Genomic DNA, 24,442 nt, shown 5'->3' with positions numbered 1-24,442 from the left:
CACGTCCTCTCTGGTGCGGTTTGCGTACACCCTTGTGTCCGGATTGGTGACATGCCGTACGAAACGCGACCGCGTCCGTATATCGGTCAAGCGCTGCCCGTTATCGGGGCGTGATATTGCCTCAACTTCGTTGTGTCTCAGCATGGCTGGCGCCGCCGACTAATCTCGTCGCGAGTGGTTGATCGATCGCAGGGAGACTCCCGACAATGAAGCGCAAGTCGCTGGTGCTGCCGGCCGTGGCGGGCCTACTGATGTCAGCGCTCACCGCGTGCGGCGGTACCGACGGCTCGGGGTCGGACGGTGACGCACTCGTCCTGGGCAGTACGGACGGGATCGAGGCCACCAAGGCGGCGCCCGCGCCCCTGGACCCGGACCTCGCCTATGACTTCGCCTCCTGGAGCGTCCTGCACAACGCGTTCCAGACGCTGATGCGGCTGCCCCGCTCGGGCACCGAGCCGATCCCCGACGCCGCCCAGAAGTGCGGCTTCCAGGACCGGCAGAGCGAGCAGTACCGCTGCACCCTGCGCAGCGGGCTGAAGTTCTCCAACGGCCACGCGCTCACCTCCGAGGACGTCAAGTTCTCCCTGGAGCGCATCCTGCGCATCAACAACCGCAACGGTCCGGTCTCCCTGCTCTCCAACGTGGACAAGGTCGAGGCCCCCAACGACCGTGAGGTGGTCATCCACCTGTCCTCTCCGGACGCCACCTTCCCCTCCAAGCTGACCACCCCGGCCGCCGCCATCCTCGACAGCGAGGTCTACGAACCGGACCGGCTGCACGAGGGTTTCGAGATGATCGGCTCGGGCCCGTACCAGGCCAAGACCGAGGTCGAGGACAACCGGCTGGCCAAGGTGACCTTCACTAGGAACCCGCACTACCAGGGCGAGGCGGAGCCGAAGACCGACACGGTCGTGATGCGCTTCTACAAGACCTCGGCGGAGCTGGAGAAGGCGCTGGTCAAGGGCGATGTCGACGCCGTTCACCGCGGTTTCTCGCCGGACCAGATCGACCGGCTGAACCGCGGCAAGGTCAAGGGCGTCCGGCTCTTCGAGCAGTCCGGCCAGGGCATCCGCTACCTCGGCTTCAACACCTCCGACCCGTCGGTGAAGAACAAGGCGATACGCCAGGCGATGGCCCACCTCGTGGACCGCCAGGCCCTGGTGCGCGATGTCTACAAGCGCACCGGCGAGCCGCTGTACTCGCTGATCCCGTCCAACGTCACCACGCACACCAACTCGTTCCACAACGAGTACGGCGACCCGGACCCCGCCGCCGCCCGCCGGGTGCTGCGCCAGGCCGGGATCCACACCCCGGTGAAGCTGACGCTGACGTACACCACCGACCACTACGGTCCGGAGACCGCCTCGGAGTTCAAGGAGCTCCAGCGCCAGCTGAACCGCAGCGGTCTGTTCGCCATCAAGATCAAGGGCGTCCCGTGGGCGGAGTTCCGCCCCAACCTCATCAAGCGCGAGTACCCCGTCTACGGCATGGGCTGGCTGCCGGACTTCCCGGACCCGGACAACTACATCGCGCCGTTCCTCACCAGGGACAACTTCCTCAACTCGCCCTACCGCAACAGCGCGATCCAGGACGAGCTGATCCCCAAGACGCGGCAGGAGACGCAGCGCGCCCTGGCCTCCAAGGACTTCCAGTCCATCCAGAACGCCGTCGCCAACGACGTCCCCTACCTGCCGCTGTGGCAGGGCAACACGTACGTGGCCGCCCGGGAGAACATCACCGGCGCGGAGTACGCGTTCGACTCCTCGACCATGCTCCAGCTCTGGGAGCTGGGCCGCGGCGCCGAGGGCTGACCACGTAAAGACGGGGGCCGGATTGCACGACGACGAAACTGTGAGGAACCAACCCGTGAGGAAACGTGACCAGTGGCTGGCAGCCCCCCTCGGGGCAGGGCTGGCCGCCGCCCTGCTGACCGGCTGCGGAAGCGAGGACGGTGACGCCGCCGACGGCGGCAAGCACGTGGTCATGGGGATGTCGGACGAGGTGCTCTCCACCGACCCGGCGTCCGGCTACGACCCCGGCTCCTGGCTGCTGTTCAACAATGTGTTCCAGTCCCTGCTGAGCTTCCCCAAGGGCAGCACCACCCCGCAGCCCGAGGCCGCGGAGACGTGCAGCTTCAAGGACAACGCCAGCCGGGTCTACACCTGCACCCTCAGGAACGATCTGACGTTCTCCAACGGCCACCCGCTCACCTCCGAGGACGTCAAGTTCTCCTTCCAGCGGACCCTGCGGATCAACGACAAGAACGGTCCGGCGGTGATGTTCGGGTCCATCGGGTCCATCAAGACCCCGGACAAGCGGACCGTGGTGTTCAACCTGAAGCACGCGGACGCGACGTTCCCGCAGAAGATCGCCTCCGGTGCGGGCTCCATCGTCGACCACCAGGAGTACCCGGCCGACAAGCTGCGCTCCGATGACGAGGCGGTCGGTTCCGGCGTCTACACCCTGAAGTCCTTCGACAAGGCCAAGGCCGACTTCGCCGTCAACGACGACTACAAGGGTCCCGCCGAGGCCAAGAACACCGGGCTGACCCTGAAGTTCTTCCACAACGAGCAGCAGGCGCTGAAGACCGCCGTGGAGGAGGGCGATGTCGACCTCGCCTACCGCGGACTGGCCATGAAGGACCTCGCCGACCTCCAGGCGCGCAGTGTCGGCGACGGCAAGAGCCTGGACGTGGTCGAGGGCACCGGCGCCGAGGTCCAGCACCTCGTCTTCAACATGAAGGACCCGGTGGCGGGCAAGCGCGGCGTCCGCAAGGCCGTCGCCTACCTCATCGACCGCAGCACCCTGGTGCGCGACGTCTACAAGCGCACCGCCGAACCGCTGTACTCGGTCGTCCCGGCCGGGATCACCGGCCACAACACCGCCTTCTACGACAAGTACGGCGACCGGCCGCAGCCCGCCAAGGCCAAGCAGGCCCTGCGGGAGGCGGGGGTCTCCGGCAAGGTCAAGCTGACCCTGTGGGGCACCCCGATCCGCTACGGCCCCGGCACCATCCCCGGGCTGCGCGCGATCGCCAAGCAGCTCAACGCCAGCGGGCTGTTCGACGTCGATGTGAAGAGCGCCGACGTCGAAACCTACGAGAAGGCCGTCGCCGCCGGGACGTACGGCGTGTATGTGAAGGGCTGGGTGCCCGACTACCCGGATCCGGACAACTTCGTCGCCCCGTTCTTCGGCGACGGCAACGTCCTGGCCAACAACTACAGCTCGGCGCTCCTCACCGGCCAGCTCATACCGGCCACCGCCGAGCAGCCCAGCCGCTCCGCCACGGTCGGCGACTACCAGCGGATCCAGGACGTCGTCGCCGACGATGTGCCCATGCTCCCGCTGTGGCAGGGCAAGCAGTACGCGGTCGCCCAGAACACCATCTCCGGGCTCCAGTGGACGCTGGACTCGTCCACCGTCTTCCGCTTCTGGGAGATCAGCAAGACGCCGCAGGACTGAGCCGCGGGACGGAGCAAGCCGACGGCCCCGGTGCCCGGACGGTCTGTCCGCGCACCGGGGCCGCCGGTCCGGCTCGTGCCGGGGGCGCTACTGGGCGCCGGGGCGGACCAGTCCGCTCTCATAGGCGTAGACGGCCGCCTGGACCCGGTCCCGCAGCCCCAGCTTGGTCAGCACATGGCCGACATGGGTCTTCACGGTGGTCTCGCTGACGAACAGATCCGCGGCGATCTCCGCGTTGGACAGTCCGCGGGCCACCAGCTTCAGCACCTCGACCTCGCGCTCGGTGAGGGTGTGCAGGGTGTCCGGCACCGGCTCCTCGCCCGAGGGCAGATGTCCGGCGTACTTGTCCAGCAGCCGCCGGGTGATGCTCGGCGCGAGCATCGCCTCACCGGCCGCCACCACCCGGATCGCCTGCACCAGCTCGGTGGCGGGCGCGTCCTTGAGCAGGAAGCCGCTGGCACCCGCGCGGAGCGCCTCCACCACGTACTCGTCCAGGTCGAAGGTGGTCAGCACCAGGACCTTGGCCGGGCCGTCCCGGCCGGGGCCGGTGATCTGGCGGGTGGCCTCCACACCGTCCATCCGGGGCATCCGGATGTCCATGAGCACCACATCGGGCTGGAGCGCCCGCACCTGGTCCAGGGCCTGCAGACCGTCGCCCGCCTCACCGACCACCGCGAGGTCCTGTTCCGCCTCCAGGATCATCCGGAAGCCGGTGCGCAGCAGCGGCTGGTCATCGACCAGTAGGACACGGATCGCCACGGGATCTCCTTCGCTCGACCGGCCCCATTATCCCGAAGCCGCCTCCGGGGACTGAACGGGGATGATCGGTAGCGGATAGGGCGGGGGAGTGCCACCGAATTCAGGACAATGGGCCTGGTGGTCGCACCAGCCGCAGAGCCGGGTCTGCCGGGGCAGGAACGCGCCGGTCTCGGTGGCCGTCCGGATCGCCTCCCACAGCGCCAGCAGCTTGCGCTCCACCGCCCGCAGATCGCCCTCGTCCGGGTCGTACGTCAGCACGTCCCCGCTGCCCAGGTAGACGAGCTGGAGGCGGCGCGGCACCATGCCGCGCAGCCGCCACAGCACCAGGGCGTAGAACTTCATCTGGAACAGCGGCTCGGCCGAGTACTGCGGGGCGGGCGCCTTGCCCGTCTTGTAGTCGACGATCCGGATCTCGCCGGTGGGCGCGACATCCACCCGGTCGATGATCCCGCGCAGGGTCAGCCCGGACTCCAGCTCGGTCTCCACGAACAGCTCACGCTCGGCGGGCTCCAGCCGGGACGGGTCCTCCAGCGAGAACCAGCGCTCCACCAGCCGCTCCGCCTCCGCCAGCCACCCGGCGAGACGCTCCGGGTCCACGCCGCCGCCGGTGCCCCCGTCGCCACCGGCCTCCTCCTCGCGGAACAGCTCCGCCAGCTCCGGCCGGTCCGCCAGCAGGCGCTCCCACTCGCCCGGCACCATCGCCCGGGCGCGCGGGGCGGTCCGCTCGGCCGCCGGAGCGTCGAAGAGCCTCTCCAGGACGGCGTGCACCACAGTGCCCCGGGTGGCTGCCGCACTCGGCTTCTCGGGCAGTTTGTCGATCACCCGGAAGCGGTACAGCAAAGGGCACCGCATGAAGTCGGACGCACGTGACGGCGACAGCGACGCGGAGCGGCCGGACCGCGGTGGCCCGTCCGCCTGTTCGGCCTTCCCGGTGGTGGTTCCCATGGCGAAGACCCTACGGCCCGCCACCGACAGCCGGACGCATACCATCGACGTCCGAGCCCCTGGCACTGCATGATCGTGGGGACCGTATCAAAACTGGGTGTGCGACCGACGCATCCGACGAGGGGACACCGTGGACAACAGCGGGCAGCCGCAGTCCGACAGCGGGGGATCGGACCGTACGACCGAACCGGAGGCAGGCAAACCGCAGCGGCCACGCGAGGTGGGCGGCGGCATCCTGATGGGCCGGCCGTTCGGCGTGCCCGTGTATGTCTCCCCGAGCTGGTTCCTGGTCGCCGCCCTCATCACCTGGGTCTTCGGCGGACAGCTCGAGCGCGTGCTGCCCGAGCTCGGCGCCGCCCGCTACCTGGTCTCGCTCTTCTTCGCGGTGGCCTTCTACGCCTCCGTGCTGGTGCACGAACTGGCGCACACCGTGGCCGCGCTCCGCTTCAAGCTGCCCGTGCGCCGGATCCAGCTCCAGTTCTTCGGCGGTGTCTCGGAGATCGAGAAGGAGTCGGAGACCCCGGGCCGGGAGTTCATCCTCGCCTTCGTCGGCCCGCTGCTCTCCCTGGTCCTCTCCGGCGTCTTCTACCTCGGCATGCTGCTGGTGGAGCCCGGTACGGTGCCCGGCGTGCTGCTCGCCGGCCTGATGATCTCCAACCTCATCGTGGCCGCGTTCAACCTGCTGCCCGGCCTGCCGCTGGACGGCGGCCGGATGCTGCGCGCCGTCGTCTGGAAGCTCAGCGGCAGGCCCATGACCGGCACCGTCGCCGCCGCCTGGAGCGGCCGGGCGCTCGCCGTAGCGGTACTGGTCGGTCTGCCCCTGCTCACCCAGGCCGGCGGCCTCGGCGGTGAGCCGGAGGACTTCGGCAGCGTGGACTCGCTCACCGACGCGCTGCTCGCCGCCATACTGGCCGCGATCATCTGGACCGGTGCGGGCAACAGCCTGCGGATGGCCCGGCTGCGCGAGCGGCTGCCCGACCTCCGCGCCCGTACGCTCACCCGCCGCGCGGTCCCGGTGGAGGCCGACACCCCGCTCTCGGAGGCGCTGCGCCGGGCCAATGAGGCGGGCGCCCGCGCCCTGGTCGTGGTGGACGCCCACGGGGTCCCCACCGCCGTGGTGCGCGAGGCCGCCATCGTCGGCATCCCCGAGCACCGCCGCCCCTGGGTCGCGGTCAGCGGTCTGGCCCAGGACCTCAAGGACGGGATGCGGGTCTCCGCCGAGCTCACCGGTGAGGATCTGCTGGACACCCTGCGGGCCACCCCCGCCACCGAGTACCTGGTGATCGAGGAGACCGGCGAGATCTTCGGGGTGCTGTCCACGGCCGATGTCGAGCGTGCCTTCGTCGCCGCCATGGCCCGTACGCCCTCCTGACGGCCGAGCCTCCGCCGGGCCGGGCGGGATGCCCGCGGTCCCGGGCACGGGCGGGCGCCCGGTAGGCTGTTCGCATGTCCGAACCGACCGGTGCCGCCCGCCGTCGCGGGCCCTTCCAGGTCGGGGACCAGGTCCAGCTCACCGATCCCAAGGGACGCCACTACACCTTCACGCTCGAGGCCGGGAAGAACTTCCACACCCACAAGGGTTCCTTCCCCCACGACGAGCTGATCGGTGCCCCCGAGGGAACCGTCGTGCGCACCACGGGAAACGTCGCGTATCTCGCGCTGCGCCCCCTGCTCCCCGACTACGTCCTGTCCATGCCCCGCGGTGCCGCCGTGGTCTACCCCAAGGACGCGGGGCAGATCCTGGCGATGGCCGACATCTTCCCCGGCGCGCGCGTCGTCGAGGCGGGCGTCGGCTCCGGCTCGCTCTCCATGTTCCTGCTGCGGGCCATCGGCGACCAGGGCATGCTGCACTCCTACGAGCGCCGGGCCGACTTCGCCGAGATCGCCTCGCAGAACGTCGAGCGCTACTTCGGCTCCCCGCACCCCGCCTGGCGGCTCACCGTCGGCGACCTCCAGGACAACCTGTCCGACACCGACGTCGACCGCGTCATCCTGGACATGCTGGCCCCCTGGGAGTGCCTGGAGGCCGTCTCCAAGGCGCTGGTGCCCGGCGGCATCCTGTGCGCCTACGTCGCCACCACCACCCAGCTCGCCCGGACCGTCGAGGCCATCCGCGAGCACGGCACCTTCAACGAGCCGTCGGCCTGGGAGACCATGGTCCGCACCTGGCACGTCGAGGGCCTCGCGGTACGTCCGGACCACCGGATGATCGGGCACACCGGCTTCCTGCTCACCGCCCGCCGTCTCGCGGACGGCGTGGAGCCGCCGCTGCGCCGCCGCCGCCCGGCCAAGGGCGCGTACGGCGAGGACTACACGGGCCCCGGCGCCACCGGCAAGGACTCCGGTGCCACGGGCGGCGCGAAGAGCGCCGCGGAGGGCCGGGACACCGCCTCCGGGGGCGCCTGACACCCCCGCCGGACCCCACCGGCACCAACGCCCCGGCGCGGCCACCGACTTCCCCCTGACGGGGCGGTGGCCGCGCCCTGTGAGATGTGGCACCATGCGGGACACCCCCCGCCTCAGCTCTCACATGGAGTCATCCCGCGTGCAGCCCCTGGGCCCGGACCTCGCGCACACCCGTACCCGCCCGGTGCACTGGCTCGCGACCGCGGCCGCGGTGGCCGCCGTCATCGCCGGGTCAGCGGTCGTCCAGCCGTCGGACGCCGAGGCCAGCGGCAGCGCGCCGCACGCCGCGGCCGTCAAGGCCCCCGATCCCCGCGCGGCGCAGTACCCGATGGACTGCGGAGGGGCCCGGCCGGATGTGGTGGACCGGGGCTCGGGGGACCTCGACGGGGACGGACGGCCGGAAACCGTCGCGGTGGTGCGCTGTCATTCGTCGACCGGTACCCCGCCGAGCGGTGTGTATGTCCTGTCGACCACGGATTCCGGGGACTCCGGGGATTCCGGGTCCACGCGGGGTCAGGGCGGCCGGGCCGCCGCCCCCCGGATCGTCGCCACCTTCGTGGATCCGAAGGAGCGGATGAGCATCCGGGATTTCGCGGTACGCGGAAAGAAGGTTTCGGCCACCCTGCTGGGATACTCGTCCGCCAAGGTCCCGCGGTGCTGTCCGGATCTGCAGCGTCAGGTCAACTGGCAGTGGCGGGACGGCAAGTTCGTCCTCAGCGCGCTGCCCGTCCCGGGGAGTGTGTGAGCGGTCACGCGGTGTCCCGTCACTCCGCGTCGGGGCCGTAGACCTCGACCCGGTCCGCGGCGCGGCGTACGTGGATGCAGTCGCCGGGGCACTCCTTGGCGGAGTCCACCACCTCGGTCAGCAGCTGGAGGGGCACGGGGGCCGTCGCCCCCTTGTCCTGGAGCAGCTCATCGTCGGCGCTCTTGACGTAGGCTAGACCGTCGATGTCGAGTTCGAAGACCTCAGGGGCGTACTGGGCGCAGATCCCGTCGCCCGTGCACAGGTCCTGGTCAATCCAGACTTCAAGATCGCCGAGCTCCTCGTTCCGCACGGTGCGTCGCCTGCCGTTCCCTCGATACGTGATTCAACAGTGTCTAAATATCGCCAGCCCTGGCGGGTGTTGACCGTCTCGACGATACAACCGCTCGCTTTCCGATGTTGTTGGGTGGGTATTCACCTGGCGTGAGGGAGTGCGCAAGGGTGAAGATCGGACACACGCCGACCGGGTTTGTGATCTAGGGGTTTCAACCCGCACCGGCCCAGGTAGGGTCAGGAAGCGTCCAGCTCCCCTTGGAGGAGGTGAGGACCGTGGCAGCCCACGACGACGACATCAACCGCGGCATCCGGCCGGGGCGGGGGTCTGATGACCCAGCCGGTCAGGTTGCCTATCTCGAGCAGGAAATCGCCGTCCTGCGCCGCAAGCTCGCCGACTCTCCGCGTCATACGAGGATTCTCGAAGAGCGGATCGTCGAGCTGCAGACCAATCTGGCGGGTGTCTCCGCACAGAACGAGCGGCTCGCGAACACACTCCGTGAGGCCCGGGACCAGATCGTGGCCCTCAAGGAAGAGGTCGACCGGCTCGCCCAGCCGCCGGCCGGTTTCGGAGCCTTTCTGCAGGCGAACGAGGACGGCACGGCGGACATCTTCACCGGGGGCCGCAAGCTCCGGGTGAACGTCAGCCCGGGCGTCGATCTCGACGACCTCAAGCGTGGCCAGGAGGTCATGCTCAATGAGGCGCTCAACGTGGTCGAGGCCATGGAGTTCGAGCGCGCCGGTGACATCGTCACCCTCAAGGAGATCCTTGAGGACGGCGAGCGCGCCCTGGTGATCGGGCACACCGACGAGGAGCGCGTGGTGCGGCTCGCCGAGCCGCTGCTGGAAACCACCATCCGTCCCGGTGACGCCCTGCTGCTCGAGCCCAGGTCCGGCTATGTCTACGAGGTCGTGCCCAAGAGCGAGGTCGAGGAGCTGGTCCTCGAAGAGGTCCCGGACATCGACTACACGAAGATCGGTGGCCTGGGGAACCAGATCGAGCTGATCCGCGACGCGGTCGAGCTCCCCTACCTCTACCCCGACCTCTTCAAGGAGCACGAACTGCGGCCGCCCAAGGGTGTGCTGCTGTACGGTCCGCCCGGCTGCGGCAAGACGCTCATCGCCAAGGCCGTGGCCAACTCCCTTGCCAAGAAGGTCGCCGAGGTGACCGGCAAGCCCGCGGGGAAGAGCTTCTTCCTCAACATCAAGGGCCCGGAGCTGCTCAACAAGTACGTCGGTGAGACCGAGCGGCACATCCGCCTGGTCTTCCAGCGGGCACGGGAGAAGGCCAGCGAGGGCACCCCCGTCATCGTCTTCTTCGACGAGATGGACTCCCTCTTCCGTACCCGTGGCTCCGGTGTCAGCTCGGACGTGGAGAACACCATCGTTCCGCAGCTCCTCTCGGAGATCGACGGTGTCGAGGGCCTGGAGAACGTGATCGTGATCGGCGCCTCCAACCGTGAGGACATGATCGACCCCGCGATCCTGCGCCCCGGCCGCCTCGATGTGAAGATCAAGATCGAGCGTCCGGACGCCGAGGCCGCCAAGGACATCTTCTCGAAGTACCTGACCCACACCCTCCCGGTACACACGGACGACCTCGCCGAGCACGGCGGGTCCTCGAAGGCCGCCGTCGCGGGCATGATCCAGTCGGTCGTAGAGCAGATGTACGCGGAATCCGAGGAGAACCGCTTCCTGGAGGTCACCTACGCCAATGGTGACAAGGAGGTCCTCTACTTCAAGGACTTCAACTCCGGCGCCATGATCCAGAACATTGTGGACCGGGCCAAGAAGATGGCCATCAAGGCATTCCTCGACCACAACCAGAAGGGGCTCCGCGTCTCCCATCTGCTCGCCGCGTGCGTGGATGAGTTCAAGGAGAACGAGGACCTGCCGAACACCACCAACCCGGACGACTGGGCCCGTATCTCCGGAAAGAAGGGCGAGCGGATCGTCTTCATCCGCACCCTCGTCACCGGAAAGCAGGGCGCGGACACGGGACGCTCCATCGACACGGTGGCGAACACCGGTCAGTACCTGTAACACCGCTGTCCGGCTGCGGATGTCCTGGACGGGGCATCCGCAGCCGGATGCGCTTTTCGGACCGCATTCTTCGTATGAGTCCTACGAGTCCGACCGGAGCAATGACTGAGATGATCTCCGCAGCACCGCAAAGCCGTCCTAGGCTCGTCGGTACCGCACTATCGCGGCGTGGGGGATCGAAGGCCGCGCATGGACCAGGAGCGCAGCGGTACTTGAGCGCCGATCCCTCCCGGGGGCGGCGCCGGGCAAGGAGGGCCGCATGACCGTACGGCGCGTGATGGGAATCGAGACGGAGTACGGGATCTCCGTCCCGGGCCACCCCAACGCCAATGCCATGCTCACCTCATCCCAGGTCGTCAACGCCTACGCGGCGGCGATGCACCGGGCGCGCCGCGCCCGCTGGGACTTCGAGGAGGAGAACCCGCTGCGGGACGCCCGCGGCTTCGACCTCGCGCGTGAGTCCGCCGACGCCAGCCAGCTCACCGACGAGGACATCGGCCTGGCCAATGTGATCCTCACCAATGGCGCCCGGCTCTATGTCGACCATGCCCACCCCGAGTACTCCGCCCCCGAGGTCACCAATCCGCGGGACGCGGTGCTGTGGGACAAGGCGGGTGAGCGCATCATGGCCGAGGCCGCCGTGCGCGCCGCCGAGCTGCCCGGTGCGCAGCCCATCCATCTCTACAAGAACAACACCGACAACAAGGGCGCCTCCTACGGCACGCATGAGAACTACCTGATGAAGCGGGAGACCGCCTTCTCGGACATCGTGCGCCACCTCACCCCCTTCTTCGTCTCCCGCCAGGTGGTCACCGGCGCCGGGCGCGTCGGCATCGGCCAGGACGGCCATGAGCACGGCTTCCAGATCAGCCAGCGGGCCGACTACTTCGAGGTCGAGGTGGGTCTGGAGACCACCCTCAAGCGCCCCATCATCAACACCCGGGACGAGCCGCACGCCGACGCCGAGAAGTACCGGCGGCTGCACGTGATCATCGGCGACGCCAACCTCTCGGAGATCTCGACCTACCTCAAGCTGGGCACCACCTCCCTGGTGCTGTCGATGATCGAGGACGGCTTTATCGCGGTGGACCTGGCCGTGGACCAGCCGGTGCGCACCCTGCACCAGGTGTCCCACGACCCCACGCTCGGTCGTCTCATCACTCTGCGTAGCGGCCGTACGCTGACCGCCGTACAGCTCCAGATGGAGTACTTCGAGCTGGCCCGCAAGTACGTCGAGGACCGGTTCGGCGCCGACGCGGACGAGCAGACCCGGGACGTGCTGACCCGCTGGGAGGACGTGCTCAACCGGCTCGAGCGCGACCCCATGAGCCTGTCCGGCGAGCTGGACTGGGTCGCCAAGCGCGAGCTGCTCGAGGGGTACCGGCGCCGTGACGGCCTGGAGTGGGACGCCGCCCGGCTCCACCTGGTGGACCTCCAGTACGCCGATGTGCGGCCCGAGAAGGGCCTGTACAACCGCCTGGTGGCGCGCGGCAAGATGAAGCGGTTGCTGGACGACCAGGACGTGGCACGGGCGCAGAACAAGCCCCCGGAGGACACCCGCGCCTACTTCCGCGGGCGCTGCCTGGAGCAGTACGCGGACGATGTCGCCGCCGCCTCCTGGGACTCGGTGATCTTCGACCTCCCGGGCCGTGACTCTCTGCAACGGGTTCCCACGCTGGAGCCGCTGCGCGGCACCCGGAACCACGTGAAGGAGCTCCTGGACCGCTGCCGTACCGCGGAAGACCTGGTCCGGGTCCTCTCGGGCGGCTGAAACGGGCTCCGGCCGGGAATCATCGAGGTGACCTCCGAGCGTTGTAGCAAGTGGGAGGCCGATGTCGGACCCGGATTGTAGGGTCTGATCTTGAGACCGATCGAATCAGCGGGCGAACCGAGCGGGGTGAGGGATATGGCGACCAAGGACACCGGCGGCGGACAGCAGAAGGCGTCGCGCTCGACCGAAGAGGTCGAGGAGCAGGCGCAGGACGCACAGGCCGCGGAAGACCTCAAGGAGCGGCAGGAGAAGCTCTCCGACGACGTCGACTCCGTGCTGGACGAGATCGATGACGTGCTCGAGGAGAACGCGGAGGACTTCGTGCGGTCCTTCGTCCAGAAGGGCGGCCAGTAAGACGCGCGTTCTCCGTCCTGCGTCCCCGCGAACAGGGGGGACGCAGGACGGATGACTTCCATGGCCAGGGGTATGGTCCGTGCAGTATTTCAAGATCTGGTGGAAGGAAACGTGTGGAAGCCAACACTCGTGACACAGGGCGTCTGCCGGCTGCCTTCCTGACGCCCGGCTCCTCGTCCTTCATGGATTTCCTGGGGGCGCATTCGCCCCAGCTGCTTCCGGGGAACCGTCCGCTTCCCCCGCTGCAGGGCGCCGTCGAGGCCCCGCACGGCACCACGATCGTGGCGGCCAGCTTCCCCGGCGGTGTGGTGCTCGCCGGTGACCGCCGGGCGACCATGGGCAATGTGATCGCGCAGCGGGACATCGAGAAGGTCTTCCCCGCCGACGAGTACTCGGCCGTCGGCATCGCCGGCACCGCCGGTATCGCCGTGGAGATGGTCAAGCTCTTCCAGCTGGAGCTGGAGCACTTCGAGAAGGTCGAGGGCACCGTCCTCTCGCTGGAGGGCAAGGCCAACCGGCTGTCGACCATGATCCGCGGCAATCTCGGCATGGCGATGCAGGGCCTGGCCGTCGTCCCGCTCTTCGCGGGCTGGGACGTCGACCGGGAGAAGGGACGTATCTTCTCCTACGACGTCACCGGCGGGCGCTCGGAGGAGCACGGCTTCGCGGCCACCGGCTCGGGCTCGATGTTCGCCCGCGGCTCGCTCAAGAAGCTCTACCGCGATGACCTGACGGAGGACCAGGCCGTCACCGCCGTCGTCCAGGCGCTCTACGACGCCGCCGACGACGACTCGGCCACCGGCGGGCCCGATCTGGCCCGGCGCATCTTCCCCATCGTCACGGTCATCACCGACGACGGCTACAAGAGGTACTCCGAGGCAGAGGTGTCCGAGGTCGCCCGCGCCATCCTCGAGCGGCGGCTCGAAGAGCCGGACGGCCCCCGCGCCGCCCTGCTCTGATCAGGACGGTGGACCCGGAATGCATTCGCCACTGACAGAAGGGACGGACAGCCGGTGACGACGCCGTTCTACGTATCTCCTCAGCAGGCCATGGCCGACCGCGCCGAATACGCCCGCAAGGGCATCGCGCGCGGCCGCAGCGTGGTCGTGCTGCAGTACTCCGACGGCATCCTGTTCGTCGCCGAGAACCCGTCCCGCGCCCTGCACAAGGTCAGCGAGATCTACGACCGCATCGCCTTCGCCGCGGTCGGCAAGTACAACGAGTTCGAGAACCTGCGCATCGGCGGTGTCCGCTACGCCGATCTGCGTGGGTACACCTACGACCGTGACGATGTCACGGCCCGTGGTCTGGCCAATGTCTACGCACAGACGCTGGGCACCATCTTCTCCAGCGCCGCCGAGAAGCCGTACGAGGTCGAGCTGATCGTCGCCGAGGTCGGGGAGGCCCCGGAGGACGACCAGATCTACCGGCTGCCGCACGACGGTTCCATCGTGGACGAGCACGGCTCGGTCGCCGTCGGTGGCAACGCCGACCAGATCAGCAGCTATCTCGACCAGCGCCACCGGGACGGCATGACCCTTGCCGAAGCCCTCAAGCTGGCCGTCGAATCGCTCGCCCGCGACAACAACGGCGGGGAGCGCAGTCTCACCGCCGAGCAGCTCGAGGTCGCGGTCCTGGACCGCAAGCGGCCACAGCAGCGGAAGTTCAAGCGGGTGCTCGGCCGCCAGCTCTCCCGGCTCCTGGAGTCGGAGGGCGCCGCCGCGGAGGACTCGTCCGTCGCGGAGTCCGAGGCCGAGGACTCCGAGGAGTAGCCACCGCACGGCTCCAGCACCGCGCCACTCGCTCCACCCCGCGCCCCGGCGGCCCCTGAGGCCCCCGGGGCGCGGTCGTATGGCACCGTGCCCCGCCGCGGACGGGTCAGCCCGGGGGAGGGGCCGTGGAGCCCCGGGCGAGGAGGTCCACGGCCAGCGTGGTGTCCTGGGCCGGTTCGCCGTCCAGCACCGCCATCAGGGCCCGCATCCCGGCCGCGCCCACCGCTTCCGCGGGCAGCCGGACCGTGGTCAGCTCCGGTTCCACCGCGGTGGCGAGCGCCAGGTCGTCGAAGCCCGTCACGGACACGTCGTCCGGCACCCGCAGCCCCAGCCGCCGAGCCGCCTTGCAGGCGCCCGCCGCCAGGATGTCGTCGTCGCACACCAGCGCCGTGGGCCGCGGGCCCGGGGCGGACAGCACACGTTCGGCCGCCCGGCGGCCCTCCTCGACGCTCAGTCCCGCGAGTTCGGTGCTCCACACCACACCGTCCGCCGCGCCCAGCGCCGCCGCGAGGGCATGGGCACGGACCCGGAAGGTCCAGGAGTCCACCGCCGCCGCGAGATGGGCGATCCGGCGGTGGCCGAGGCCGAGCAGATGGTCCGCCACCTGCCGGGTGCCGTCCGCCATGTCGAGGTTCACGGTAGCGGCCGCTGCCGCGTCGTCCGGGTCGCTGTCCAGCATCACCAGCGGCAGCCCGCCGCCGCGCACCGCCGCCAGGGCGTCGGCCGCCATCGAGGAGGCGATCACACCGTCGAGCGAGGCACGCGCGGAGTCGAAGGGGTCCCGGGCCGGGCCGACACCTTCGGGGGAGGGGTAGAGCACCACCCCGAAACCGTGGTCGGCGGCGACCTGTGCCGCTCCCGTGTACACCCGGGCGAAGAACTCGGTCGTCAGCGCGGGCACCACCAGCAACACGGTCCGGGTGCGGCCCAGCCGCAGACTGCGCGCCGCGAGATTGGGCCGGTACCCGAGCTGGCGCGCGGCGGCGCGCACGGTCTCCGCGGTGCGCTCGGACACCCGCCCCGGCCACTTGTCCCCGAGTACCAGGGAGACCGTGGCCTGGGAGACGCCCGCCACACGCGCCACATCCCGGCTGGTGGCCCGCCCCGCCGCCGCGCGGTCCCGGTCCGGTGCGGTGTCACCCGTCCGGCCGTTCCCCGGGACACCTTTCTCAGCGGCCCCGCTCGCCACCATCGCCTCCGCTTCCCTCCGCCGTACCCGGCGATCCGCCCCGTCCGCAGGCCCGGGAGTGGACCCGCGGCTGGCCGCCATGGTACGTATGACGACGGACGTTATACGTAAAACTCGACCATGACCCGCACCGCACGACACCCCCACGACCCACTGACCCACTGACCCACTGACCCATGAGGAGGGAACGGACGATGGCGGCTGGCTACGGGGACCTGCTGCGCACCCGCCATGCGGCGCGGCTGCTCACCGGCACGCTCATCGGACGGCTGCCGAACGCCACGGCCGCCATCGCGGTGCTGCTGTTCGCACGCTCGGAAGGCGGCAGTTACGCCCTGGCCGGAGGGCTGTCGGCGGTCTACGGCGCGGCCAATGCCATCGGCCAGCCCCTGCTGGGCCGCGCCGTGGACCGCTGCGGCCAGCCCCGGGTGATGCTGCCCGCCGCGGTCGTCTCCGCGCTCGGGATGGCGCTGTTCGTGGTGGTCGGACTGGACCCGCTGCCGGTGGCCTACGCGGCCATGCTGGTCGCGGGTGGGTTCACCCCGCCGCTGGAGGGCGGGCTGCGGGCGCTGTGGCCGACCGTGCTCGGGCGCGAGGACCGCATCCACGCCGCCTACGCGCTGGACGCGGTGGCGCAGGAGGTGATGTTCGCGGTCGGGCCGCTGTTGGTCACCCTGGTGGTGGCCGTGTGGTCGGAGGGCGCCGCGCTGCTGGTCATCAATGTCCTCGGGGTCGCGGGCGCGCTGTCCGTCGTGATGTCCCCGCCGTCCCGCCGGTGGCGCTCCGCGCCGCGCGAGGCCCACTGGCTGGGCGCGCTGCGCTCACCCGGGCTGCTGGTGCTGCTGGGCTCGTTCTTCTTCGTCGGACTGGCCCTCGGCGCCATCGCGGTGGGTTCCGTCGCCTACGCGGACCAGCACGGCGGCGGCATGGTCTCCAGCTATCTGCTGTCGGCGCTGGGCGCCGGCGCGCTGGTCGGCGGTGTGGCCTACGGCGCCCGCCCGTGGGCCGGGTCACCCGAACGGCGGCTGCTGGTCCTGGTCGCCGCGCTGGCGCTGGGCTATCTGCCGCTGGTGCTGGTGCCGGGTGTGGTGGCGATGACGGTCCTGGCCGGGGTGGCGGGTGTGTTCCTGGCTCCCGCGCTGGCGTGCGCGTTCGTCGTCGTCGACCGCCACGCCCCCCGCGGCACCGTCACCGAGGCGTTCTCCTGGCTGGTGACCACCTTCGTGGTGGGCAACGCGGTCGGCACCGCCGTCGCCGGACCGGCGGTGGAGTACGGCGGTGTGGGCCCCGGTTTCGCGGTGCCCGGGATCGCCGGCGCCGCCGGTCTGGTGGTGCTGCTCGCGGCACGCCGCTTCCTCGCCCGGCCGGTCGCCCCGCAGGGCGCCGAGGCGGGCGCGGGACCGGTCGCGGAGTCCCTTCCCGGGACGCCCTCCGGAGCCGCCGCGGAGGCGGTTTCCGACGCGGTTCACCCGGGGCCGTGTTCACCCGCCGCGGAAAATGATCGCAACCGTGCGGCCGAACCCGGTTTCAGAGCAGGCCATCAGGCGTAATGTTCAGTCATGGACCGCCGCATTTTCGGGCTGGAGAACGAGTACGGCGTCACGTGCACATTCAGGGGACAGCGTCGGCTGTCCCCTGACGAAGTGGCGCGGTACCTCTTCCGCCGTGTCGTCTCCTGGGGCCGCAGCAGCAATGTCTTCCTGCGCAACGGCGCCCGCCTCTATCTCGACGTGGGCTCGCACCCGGAATACGCAACCCCCGAGTGCGACAACGTGACCGAGCTGGTCACCCACGACAAGGCAGGCGAGCGCATTCTCGAGGGTCTGCTCGTGGACGCAGAGCGCCGCCTGCACGAGGAGGGAATCGCGGGCGACGTCTATCTCTTCAAGAACAACACCGACTCGGCGGGCAACTCCTACGGCTGCCACGAGAACTATCTGGTGGCCCGCCACGGGGAGTTCTCCCGGCTCGCCGACATTCTCATCCCGTTCCTGGTCACGCGGCAGTTGCTGTGCGGTGCGGGCAAAGTGCTCCAGACCCCGCGCGGCGCCGTCTACTGCGTCAGCCAGCGGGCCGAGCACATCTGGGAGGGCGTCAGCTCCGCCACCACCCGTTCCCGGCCGATCATCAACACCCGCGACGAGCCGCACGCCGATGCCGAGCGCTACCGCAGACTGCACGTCATCGTCGGCGACTCCAACATGTCCGAGACCACCATGCTGCTCAAGGTCGGCGCCACCGACCTGGTGCTCCGCATGATCGAGGCCGGCACGGTGATGCGTGACCTGACCCTGGAGAACCCGATCCGGGCCATCCGCGAGGTCAGCCATGACATCACCGGACAGCGCAAGGTGCGGCTGGCCAGCGGGCGCGAGGCGTCCGCCCTGGAGGTCCAGCAGGAGTACTACGAGAAGGCCGTGGACTTCTGCGACCGCCGTGGCATCCGCACCGGCACCGTCGAGCGTGTGCTGGAGCTGTGGGGCCGCACCCTGGAGGCGGTCCGGACCGAGGAGCTGGACCGGATCGAAACCGAAATCGACTGGGTGATGAAGTACAAGCTCATCGAGCGGTACCGGGCCAAGAACAACATCACCATGTCCCATCCGCGCGTTGCCCAGATAGACCTCGCCTACCACGACATCCACCGCCGCCGGGGGCTCTACTACCTGCTGGAGAAGCGTGGTCAGGCGGCCCGGGTCTGCAACGACCTGAAAATCTTCGAGGGCAAGTCGGTTCCCCCGCAGACCACTCGAGCCCGGCTGCGCGGCGACTTCATCCGCCGAGCCCAGGAACAGCGCCGGGACTTCACCGTGGACTGGGTGCATCTGAAGCTCAATGATCAGGCGCAGCGCACCGTGCTGTGCAAGGACCCGTTCCGTTCCGTCGATGACCGGGTGGAGAAACTCATCGCCGGAATGTGACGGTGAGTGAGCTGGCGGACGGCTTATGTTCCGTGCGGGCCCCGTGCGTTCTTCGGACGGGGCCCGCCGTACGACGTAGAGTGACGCGCATCGTCCATCGCAAGATCTACGTAACGAGGACTCCGTGCGCCGACGCTCCGTACTCCTTGCCGTGCCCGCGGGCCTGCTGACGCTGGCTGGCTGCGGTGACGACAAGTCAGGATCCGACAAGGCATCACCGTCCAAGGAGCCCACCAGTCCCACGCCCTCGCCCGCCCCCAGCGGCAAGATCGTGAGCGGGCCGGTGCCCCCCATCACCTCCGGATCGGAATTCGGCGACAAGCCGAAGATCGCCAAGGGGACCGGTAAGCCGTCGTCCACCCTGGCGGTCAAGACGGTCATCAAGGGGGACGGGCCGATGACGGCCAAGAAGGACTTCCTCCAGGTCAACTATCTCGGCCAGATCTGGAGCAGTGCCAAGGTCCTCGACAACTCGTTCGACAAGAAGAAGCCCGCCACCTTCCAGCTCGGCGCCGGTCAGGTCATCCCGGGCTGGGACCAGGCGCTGGTGGACCGCAAGGTCGGCAGCCGACTGGAGCTCGCCGTGCCGCCCGCCTACGCGTACGGCAAGCAGGGCCAGCCGCAGGCGGGCATCAAGGGCACCGACACGCTGGTGTTCGTCATCGACATCGTGAACCGCTTCAACGGCAAGAGCTCGGCCAAGGGCGACAAGGTGGCCCAGAGCAATATCGACCTGCCCAAGGTGTCGGACAACACCGACGGCAAGGCGCCCACCATCACCGTCCCCAAGAAGGCCGCGCCGAAGAAGCTGGTCTCGGAGTACGTCATCGAGGGCGACGGCGCCGAGGTGAAGAAGTCCGACGCGCTGCTCGTCCAGTACAAGGGCGTGCTGTGGACGAACGGCAAGCAGTTCGACGCCACCTACAAGCGCGGCGAACTCGCCCAGTTCTCCCTCCAGCAGGTCGTCAGGGGCTGGTCCCAGGGGCTCACCGGCAAGAAGGTCGGCAGCCGGGTGCTGATCGTCGTCCCGCCCGAGCTGGGCTACAAGAACGAGGCGAAGCCGGGCATCCCGGCCAACTCCACCCTGGTCTTCTCCGTCGACATCCTGGCGGTTCTGTAAGACTGTGCGGGTTGCCCACCACGTGACGAGGAGCAATTTCGTGAGCATCGAGAAGCCCGAGGTCGACTTCCCGGGCGGCGAGCCGCCGACCGATCTGCAGATCAAGGACATCTGGGAAGGTGACGGCCCCGAGGCCAAGGCCGGCAGCAACATCGCCGTCCACTACGTCGGCGTTGCCTTCAGCACCGGCGAGGAGTTCGACGCCAGCTACAACCGCAACACCCCGCTGCGGATCCAGCTCGGTGTCGGACAGGTCATCCCCGGCTGGGACCAGGGCCTGCAGGGCATGAAGGTCGGCGGACGCCGCCAGCTGATCATCCCGCCGAACCTGGCCTACGGCGACCGTGGCGCCGGTGGCGGCCGGATCAAGCCGGGCGAGTCGCTGATCTTCGTCTGCGATCTGGTCTCCGCCTGAGACCCCGGATGAGCCCCGCCGAGGGCCCCTGCCTGCGGGCGGGGGCCCTCGGCTTTTGCCCCGCGTCCCGGTAGCGGTACGGTCACGGTCGTAAGGTCACAGAGAAAGGGCGTCGATGGCGATTGCCAAGGCCGAGCGGCTGATGAATCTGGCGCTGTGCCTGCTGGGAACCCGGCGTCCGCTGACCAAACGGGAGTTGCGGGGCTCCATCGAGGCGTATCTGGAGGCCGCCGGTACCGCGAGCGGCGGCAACGACGACGCCTTCAACCGCATGTTCGAGCGCGACAAGGACGATCTGCGCGAACTCGGCCTGGTCATCGAGACGGTGGAGGGCATCGACGGCGAGATCGGCTATCTCGCCCGCCGTGACAGCAACCGGCTGCCCCCCATCACCCTGGACGCCGAGGAGGCCGCCGCCCTCGGTCTCGCCGCCAAGGTCTGGCAGCAGGCCCGGCTCGCGGGCGCCGCCAGCGGCGCGCTCCAGAAGCTGCGCGCCGCCGGGATGCCGGTCGCCGAGGAGGACCCGTACGACAGCCAGGCGCACAGCGCGCTGGAGCCGCACATCCCGGTCCACGAGGCCGCCTTCGAACCGCTGATGCTCGCCTGCCGCGACCGCCGTCCCGTCGTCTTCGACTACCGCAAGGCCAATGCCGCCCGCCCCGAGCAGCGCCAGGTCGAGCCCTGGGCGCTGGAGTGCTGGCGCGGTCAGTGGTACCTGGCCGGATGGGACCGGGAGCGGGCCGCCGAGCGGGTCTTCCGGCTCTCCCGGATCTGTGGCCGGGTGCGGCTGCGCGGCGGGGCGTACACCGCGGAGGTGCCCGACCACGTCACCGTGCGCGAGACCGTGGAGCGGTGGTCGGGGGAGACCGCCACCGCCACCGCCCGGATCCGGCTGCGCTCCGGCCACGGCTACCCGCTGCGCGCCAAGGCGCTCTCCACCACCCCGGACGGGGACGGCTGGGACGAGCTGGAGATCCCGTACGGCCACGGGCTGGACGCCTGGCTGGTGGAGTTCGGCCCGGACGTGGTCGTGCTGGCGCCCGACGAACTGCGGGCGGATGTCGTGGACCGGCTGCGCGCCGTGGCCAAGGGCTGAGGGGACGGACCGACTTCATATGGCCGGAAACGCCATTGACCAGACCCGGCGGATGCTGTCCCTGGTGACGTATCTGCGGGAACGCCCCGGCGCGCGCGTCGCCGAGGTCGCCCGCGCCTTCGGGATCAGCGAGGACGAGCTGATCTCGGACCTCGATGTGCTGCCGCTGTGCGGCACCAGCTTCCGCGGCGGGGACCTGCTCGACATCGACACCGACGGTGAGCGGATCTGGTGGCACAACCCCGACGACGTCGCCGAGCCGCTGCGGCTGGCCGCCGACGAGGCCACCGCGCTGCTGGTGGCCGCCCGCGCCGTGGCCACCCTCCCCGGACTGCGCGAAGGCGACCGGGACGCGCTGCTGCGCGCCACCGCCAAGCTGGAGGCCGCCGCGGGTGAGGCGGCCGGGGCCAGCGCCCGGCTCTCGGTCACCTTCGAGTCCGAGGGCGGTGTCTTCGCCGACGTCGACCGGGCCATCTCCGAGCGGCGGCGGCTGTGGCTGCGCTACTACTCACCCGCGCGCGACGAGATCACCGAGCGTGAGGTGGACCCGATCCGGCTGTTCGCCGTCGGCCGCACCTATATGGAGGCGTGGTGCCGGCTCTCCGAGGCGCGGCGCACCTTCCGGCTGGACCGGGTCGTCGAGATCAAGCTGCTGGATGACGCGTCCGACCCGCCGCGGATCGAGCTGCGGGACCTGTCGGACCTGTCCACCGGGCTGGTGCAGACCGGCGCCGAGGACCCCGAGGTGGTCGTCGAGGTCGCCCCCGGCGGCCGCTGGGTCGCCGAGTACTACCCGCACGACAGCGCGGAGGAGCTGCCCGACGGCGGTCTGCGGATCACCCTGCGCACCCCCGACCCCGGTTCGCTGCGGCGGCTGGCGCTCCGGCTGGGCAGGGACGGCCGGATCGTCTCCCCCCGGGAGCTCGCGGACAGTGCCCGGGACGCGGCGCAGCGGGCGCTCGCGGCGTACGGTGAGTGAAGGGACGCACACAGTGAAGCCTGGGGGGAATCCCGCCGCGGTGCTCTTCAAGGCCGCCTGTCCGGACTGCCGCGGCCGGTTCGAGCTGGCCGCGGGCGCGCTCCGGCTGGCGATCGGAGCCAGCGACCGCACCACCTTCTACTCCTTCACCTGCCCCGACTGCGGCGCCGCGGTCCGCAAACCGGCCGGTGAGCGGATCGTGGAGCTGCTCACCGGCGGCGGGGTCCGTACGCTGCGGCTGCACCCCACGGTCTAGGCTCTGCGTCATGCTCTGGCCGATGCTCGCGCTCTCGCTCGCCTCCTGCGGACTCGCCGTGCTCGCGCTGTGCGCGGTACGGGTCCACGCCGAGGTGCGCAGACTGTCCCGGCAGGTGGCCGAGAGCTCGCGGCGGATCAGCCGGGCCGCGGAGGATCTGGAACGGGCCACGGTGCCCCTCGGCTCCCACGTCGACGGGCTGCGCCGGGAGGGACAGCCCGCACCGACGGTCACCGATCGCGACTGACCGCGTCCGGCGCATCGGCCGCGGGCGCCCTGATGGGAGCCGTGTGCCCGAGGTAGGCTGACTGTTCGCGGCCTTGGACACGAGGCGGAGGGCCGCAACCAGGCGTCTGCACGGGGATTGCCCCGGGTTTACCCGTGCGCGCTACGATCGCTGACAGCACAGCGGCCGGACGCATGTCCGACGGGTCCGGCAGCCCACCCCCCAGCCGCCTCGGTGAGAAGGTAGACGCTTATGTTCGGAAGGCTCGGCGCCACCGAGATCATCCTCATCCTGGTCGTCATCGTGCTGCTGTTCGGCGCGAAGAAGCTCCCCGACATGGCGCGCTCCCTGGGCAAGTCCGCCCGGATCCTCAAGAGCGAGGCCAAGGCCATGAAGTCGGACGGCCAGCAGCAGCAGAACGCCCCGGCCGACCCGCCCACGCCCGGCCAGGACCAGAGCGCGCACCGCACCATCCAGGCCGCCCCTGGTGATGTCACCAGTTCGCGCCCGGTCTCCGAGCCGAGCGACACCACCAAGCGCTGACCCGGGGCCACTTGAAGGCGGCTCCGATGAGCCGTCCGACGCACGAGATGAGGACGTGGGTTGCTCAAGTCTGCCCGCAAGAAGGAGAAGGACCCTGAGGGGCGGATGCCCCTCTCGGACCACCTGCGCGAGTTGCGCAACCGGCTGGTGAAATCGCTTCTGGCGATCTGCGTGATCACCATCGTGGCGATGTTCTTCTACAAGGACATCGTCGACTTCTTGATGACGCCGGTCCTGGAGTCCGTCGGCTGCCCCGAAGGGACACAGGTGTCCCAGCTCACCGGGGGCGGTGGGGGGGACACCGGGAAGCGGTGCGCGGAGTTCACCACGAACGGTCTGCTGTCGCCGTTCACCATCATGCTGAAGGTCTCCTTCACCACCGGCCTGGTCCTCGCCACTCCGGTCTGGCTGTATCAGCTGTGGGCGTTCCTCGCGCCCGGTCTGCACCGCAACGAGAAGAAGTACGGTCTGTTCTTCGTCGGGCTCGGTGTGCCGCTCTTCGTCGGCGGTGCCTTCTTCGCGTACAGGATCCTTCCGAAGAGCGCCGAGGTGCTGCTCGAGTTCACGCCCGAAGGGGTCAACAACCTCCTCCCGCTGGACGACTTCCTCGATCTGCTGGCCCGCATGATCGTGGTCTTCGGGATCGCCTTCGAGCTCCCGCTGCTGCTGATCCTGCTGAACTTCACCGGCATCCTGAGCGGCCGCCGGATGATCGGCTGGTGGCGCGGCATGATCATGGGCATCACCGTCTTCGGTGCCATCGCCACCCCGAGCACCGACCCCATCGGCATGTTCGCCCTGGCCGGACCGGTCACCGTGCTCTACTTCGGCGCCTGCGGCATCGCGCTCCTCAACGACAAGCGCAAGGCCCGTCGCCGGGCCGCCGATCCCGACTTCGGTCTGGACGACGACGAGGCGTCGCACCTGGACCTGACGCCCGAGCCCGTCGGCGGCTCCCCGGCCGAGCTGACCGGCGGTGACGACGAGCCCGGTCCCACCCGGCGCAACGGCTACGACGACGTCACCTGAGGCGATCCGGACGGGGGTCGGACGCCACGCACCCGACCCCCGCCGCCGAGGGTCCCACCGCGTACGCGGACGGTGAGCGCGCCGGGGGGGCGCACAAAGCCCGGATAAAGATCGCGTGCG

General features: G+C 69.7%; 24 protein-coding genes. 20 read left to right on the top strand and 4 right to left on the bottom strand.

Going from position 1 to position 24,442, the window contains the following annotated elements:
* Positions 1–206 precede the first annotated feature (206 nt).
* Positions 207–1,811, top strand: coding sequence for an ABC transporter substrate-binding protein (locus NMK44_RS17175; RefSeq protein ID WP_254743949.1), 1,605 nt, complete (start codon positions 207–209; stop codon positions 1,809–1,811).
* A gap of 55 nt (positions 1,812–1,866) precedes the next feature.
* Positions 1,867–3,462, top strand: coding sequence for an ABC transporter substrate-binding protein (locus NMK44_RS17170; RefSeq protein WP_254743948.1), 1,596 nt, complete (start codon positions 1,867–1,869; stop codon positions 3,460–3,462).
* An 87-nt stretch (positions 3,463–3,549) separates the two neighbouring features.
* On the opposite strand, the gene NMK44_RS17165 is transcribed toward NMK44_RS17170, so the two are convergent.
* Together NMK44_RS17165 and NMK44_RS17160 are read right to left on the bottom strand one after the other, a co-directional pair.
* Positions 3,550–4,221, bottom strand: coding sequence for a response regulator (locus NMK44_RS17165; RefSeq protein ID WP_009719179.1), 672 nt, complete (start codon positions 4,219–4,221; stop codon positions 3,550–3,552).
* Between the two features lie 27 nt (positions 4,222–4,248).
* Positions 4,249–5,166, bottom strand: a complete 918-nt coding sequence (locus NMK44_RS17160; protein WP_254743947.1) for a RecB family exonuclease — start codon at positions 5,164–5,166, stop codon at positions 4,249–4,251.
* 130 nt (positions 5,167–5,296) lie between these two features.
* Between NMK44_RS17160 and NMK44_RS17155 the strand changes: the two genes are divergently transcribed.
* From NMK44_RS17155 to NMK44_RS17145, 3 genes are all read left to right on the top strand, one after another.
* Positions 5,297–6,538, top strand: a complete 1,242-nt coding sequence (locus NMK44_RS17155; RefSeq protein ID WP_254743946.1) for a site-2 protease family protein — start codon at positions 5,297–5,299, stop codon at positions 6,536–6,538.
* A 74-nt stretch (positions 6,539–6,612) separates the two neighbouring features.
* Positions 6,613–7,572: a tRNA (adenine-N1)-methyltransferase gene (locus NMK44_RS17150; RefSeq protein ID WP_254743945.1), complete on the top strand. Its 960-nt coding sequence runs from the start codon at positions 6,613–6,615 to the stop codon at positions 7,570–7,572.
* Positions 7,573–7,696: 124 nt separating this feature from the next.
* On the top strand, positions 7,697–8,317 hold the full coding sequence (locus tag NMK44_RS17145; protein ID WP_254743944.1) for a hypothetical protein: 621 nt from the start codon (positions 7,697–7,699) through the stop codon (positions 8,315–8,317).
* Positions 8,318–8,336: 19 nt separating this feature from the next.
* Here NMK44_RS17145 and NMK44_RS17140 read toward each other — a convergent pair whose 3' ends face one another.
* Entirely contained in the window at positions 8,337–8,627 is a 291-nt protein-coding gene (locus tag NMK44_RS17140; protein ID WP_254743943.1) for a ferredoxin, read from the bottom strand.
* Between the two features lie 257 nt (positions 8,628–8,884).
* Between NMK44_RS17140 and arc the strand changes: the two genes are divergently transcribed.
* The 5 genes from arc (at position 8,885) to prcA (ending at position 14,548) form a co-directional block, all read left to right on the top strand.
* Positions 8,885–10,651, top strand: a complete 1,767-nt coding sequence (gene arc / locus NMK44_RS17135; protein ID WP_254743942.1) for a proteasome ATPase — start codon at positions 8,885–8,887, stop codon at positions 10,649–10,651.
* Positions 10,652–10,910: 259 nt separating this feature from the next.
* Positions 10,911–12,422: a depupylase/deamidase Dop gene (dop, locus tag NMK44_RS17130; protein WP_254743941.1), complete on the top strand. Its 1,512-nt coding sequence runs from the start codon at positions 10,911–10,913 to the stop codon at positions 12,420–12,422.
* A 135-nt stretch (positions 12,423–12,557) separates the two neighbouring features.
* The gene (locus NMK44_RS17125) at positions 12,558–12,776 is read left to right on the top strand and encodes a ubiquitin-like protein Pup (protein WP_059148607.1); all 219 of its coding nucleotides are present in this window, start codon (positions 12,558–12,560) and stop codon (positions 12,774–12,776) included.
* A gap of 113 nt (positions 12,777–12,889) precedes the next feature.
* A complete protein-coding gene (gene prcB, locus NMK44_RS17120) occupies positions 12,890–13,735 on the top strand; it encodes a proteasome subunit beta (protein ID WP_254743940.1) in 846 nt (281 codons plus the stop codon).
* A 54-nt stretch (positions 13,736–13,789) separates the two neighbouring features.
* Positions 13,790–14,548, top strand: coding sequence for a proteasome subunit alpha (gene prcA, locus NMK44_RS17115; RefSeq protein WP_254743939.1), 759 nt, complete (start codon positions 13,790–13,792; stop codon positions 14,546–14,548).
* A gap of 106 nt (positions 14,549–14,654) precedes the next feature.
* On the opposite strand, the gene NMK44_RS17110 is transcribed toward prcA, so the two are convergent.
* Positions 14,655–15,740: a LacI family DNA-binding transcriptional regulator gene (locus NMK44_RS17110; protein WP_254743938.1), complete on the bottom strand. Its 1,086-nt coding sequence runs from the start codon at positions 15,738–15,740 to the stop codon at positions 14,655–14,657.
* Positions 15,741–15,931: 191 nt separating this feature from the next.
* On the opposite strand from NMK44_RS17110, the gene NMK44_RS17105 reads away from it, so the two are divergent.
* The 10 genes from NMK44_RS17105 (at position 15,932) to tatC (ending at position 24,322) form a co-directional block, all read left to right on the top strand.
* A complete protein-coding gene (locus NMK44_RS17105; RefSeq protein ID WP_254743937.1) occupies positions 15,932–17,287 on the top strand; it encodes an MFS transporter in 1,356 nt (451 codons plus the stop codon).
* Positions 17,288–17,296: 9 nt separating this feature from the next.
* Positions 17,297–18,658: a Pup--protein ligase gene (pafA, locus tag NMK44_RS17100; RefSeq protein WP_254743936.1), complete on the top strand. Its 1,362-nt coding sequence runs from the start codon at positions 17,297–17,299 to the stop codon at positions 18,656–18,658.
* A gap of 124 nt (positions 18,659–18,782) precedes the next feature.
* On the top strand, positions 18,783–19,778 hold the full coding sequence (locus tag NMK44_RS17095) for an FKBP-type peptidyl-prolyl cis-trans isomerase (RefSeq protein ID WP_254743935.1): 996 nt from the start codon (positions 18,783–18,785) through the stop codon (positions 19,776–19,778).
* 40 nt (positions 19,779–19,818) lie between these two features.
* Positions 19,819–20,193 (top strand): FKBP-type peptidyl-prolyl cis-trans isomerase, encoded by a 375-nt coding sequence (locus NMK44_RS17090; RefSeq protein ID WP_254743934.1) that lies wholly within the window; start codon positions 19,819–19,821, stop codon positions 20,191–20,193.
* Between the two features lie 115 nt (positions 20,194–20,308).
* Positions 20,309–21,289, top strand: coding sequence for a helix-turn-helix transcriptional regulator (locus NMK44_RS17085; protein WP_254743933.1), 981 nt, complete (start codon positions 20,309–20,311; stop codon positions 21,287–21,289).
* Between the two features lie 19 nt (positions 21,290–21,308).
* The gene (locus NMK44_RS17080) at positions 21,309–22,268 is read left to right on the top strand and encodes a helix-turn-helix transcriptional regulator (RefSeq protein ID WP_254743932.1); all 960 of its coding nucleotides are present in this window, start codon (positions 21,309–21,311) and stop codon (positions 22,266–22,268) included.
* A gap of 13 nt (positions 22,269–22,281) precedes the next feature.
* The gene (locus NMK44_RS17075; RefSeq protein ID WP_254743931.1) at positions 22,282–22,524 is read left to right on the top strand and encodes a hypothetical protein; all 243 of its coding nucleotides are present in this window, start codon (positions 22,282–22,284) and stop codon (positions 22,522–22,524) included.
* Positions 22,525–22,534: 10 nt separating this feature from the next.
* A complete protein-coding gene (locus NMK44_RS17070) occupies positions 22,535–22,771 on the top strand; it encodes a hypothetical protein (RefSeq protein ID WP_254743930.1) in 237 nt (78 codons plus the stop codon).
* A gap of 231 nt (positions 22,772–23,002) precedes the next feature.
* Positions 23,003–23,293 carry a Sec-independent protein translocase subunit TatA gene (tatA, locus tag NMK44_RS17065; RefSeq protein WP_201881789.1) on the top strand — a complete coding sequence of 97 codons (291 nt, stop codon included), beginning with the start codon at positions 23,003–23,005 and terminating at the stop codon, positions 23,291–23,293.
* A 60-nt stretch (positions 23,294–23,353) separates the two neighbouring features.
* On the top strand, positions 23,354–24,322 hold the full coding sequence (gene tatC, locus NMK44_RS17060; RefSeq protein ID WP_254743929.1) for a twin-arginine translocase subunit TatC: 969 nt from the start codon (positions 23,354–23,356) through the stop codon (positions 24,320–24,322).
* The last annotated feature ends 120 nt before the right edge of the window (positions 24,323–24,442 follow it).

The organism is Streptomyces cucumeris, assembly GCF_024295805.1.
Classification (GTDB): Bacteria; Actinomycetota; Actinomycetes; order Streptomycetales; family Streptomycetaceae; genus Streptomyces; species Streptomyces cucumeris.
This window is presented reverse-complemented; position numbering and strand designations above follow the sequence as displayed.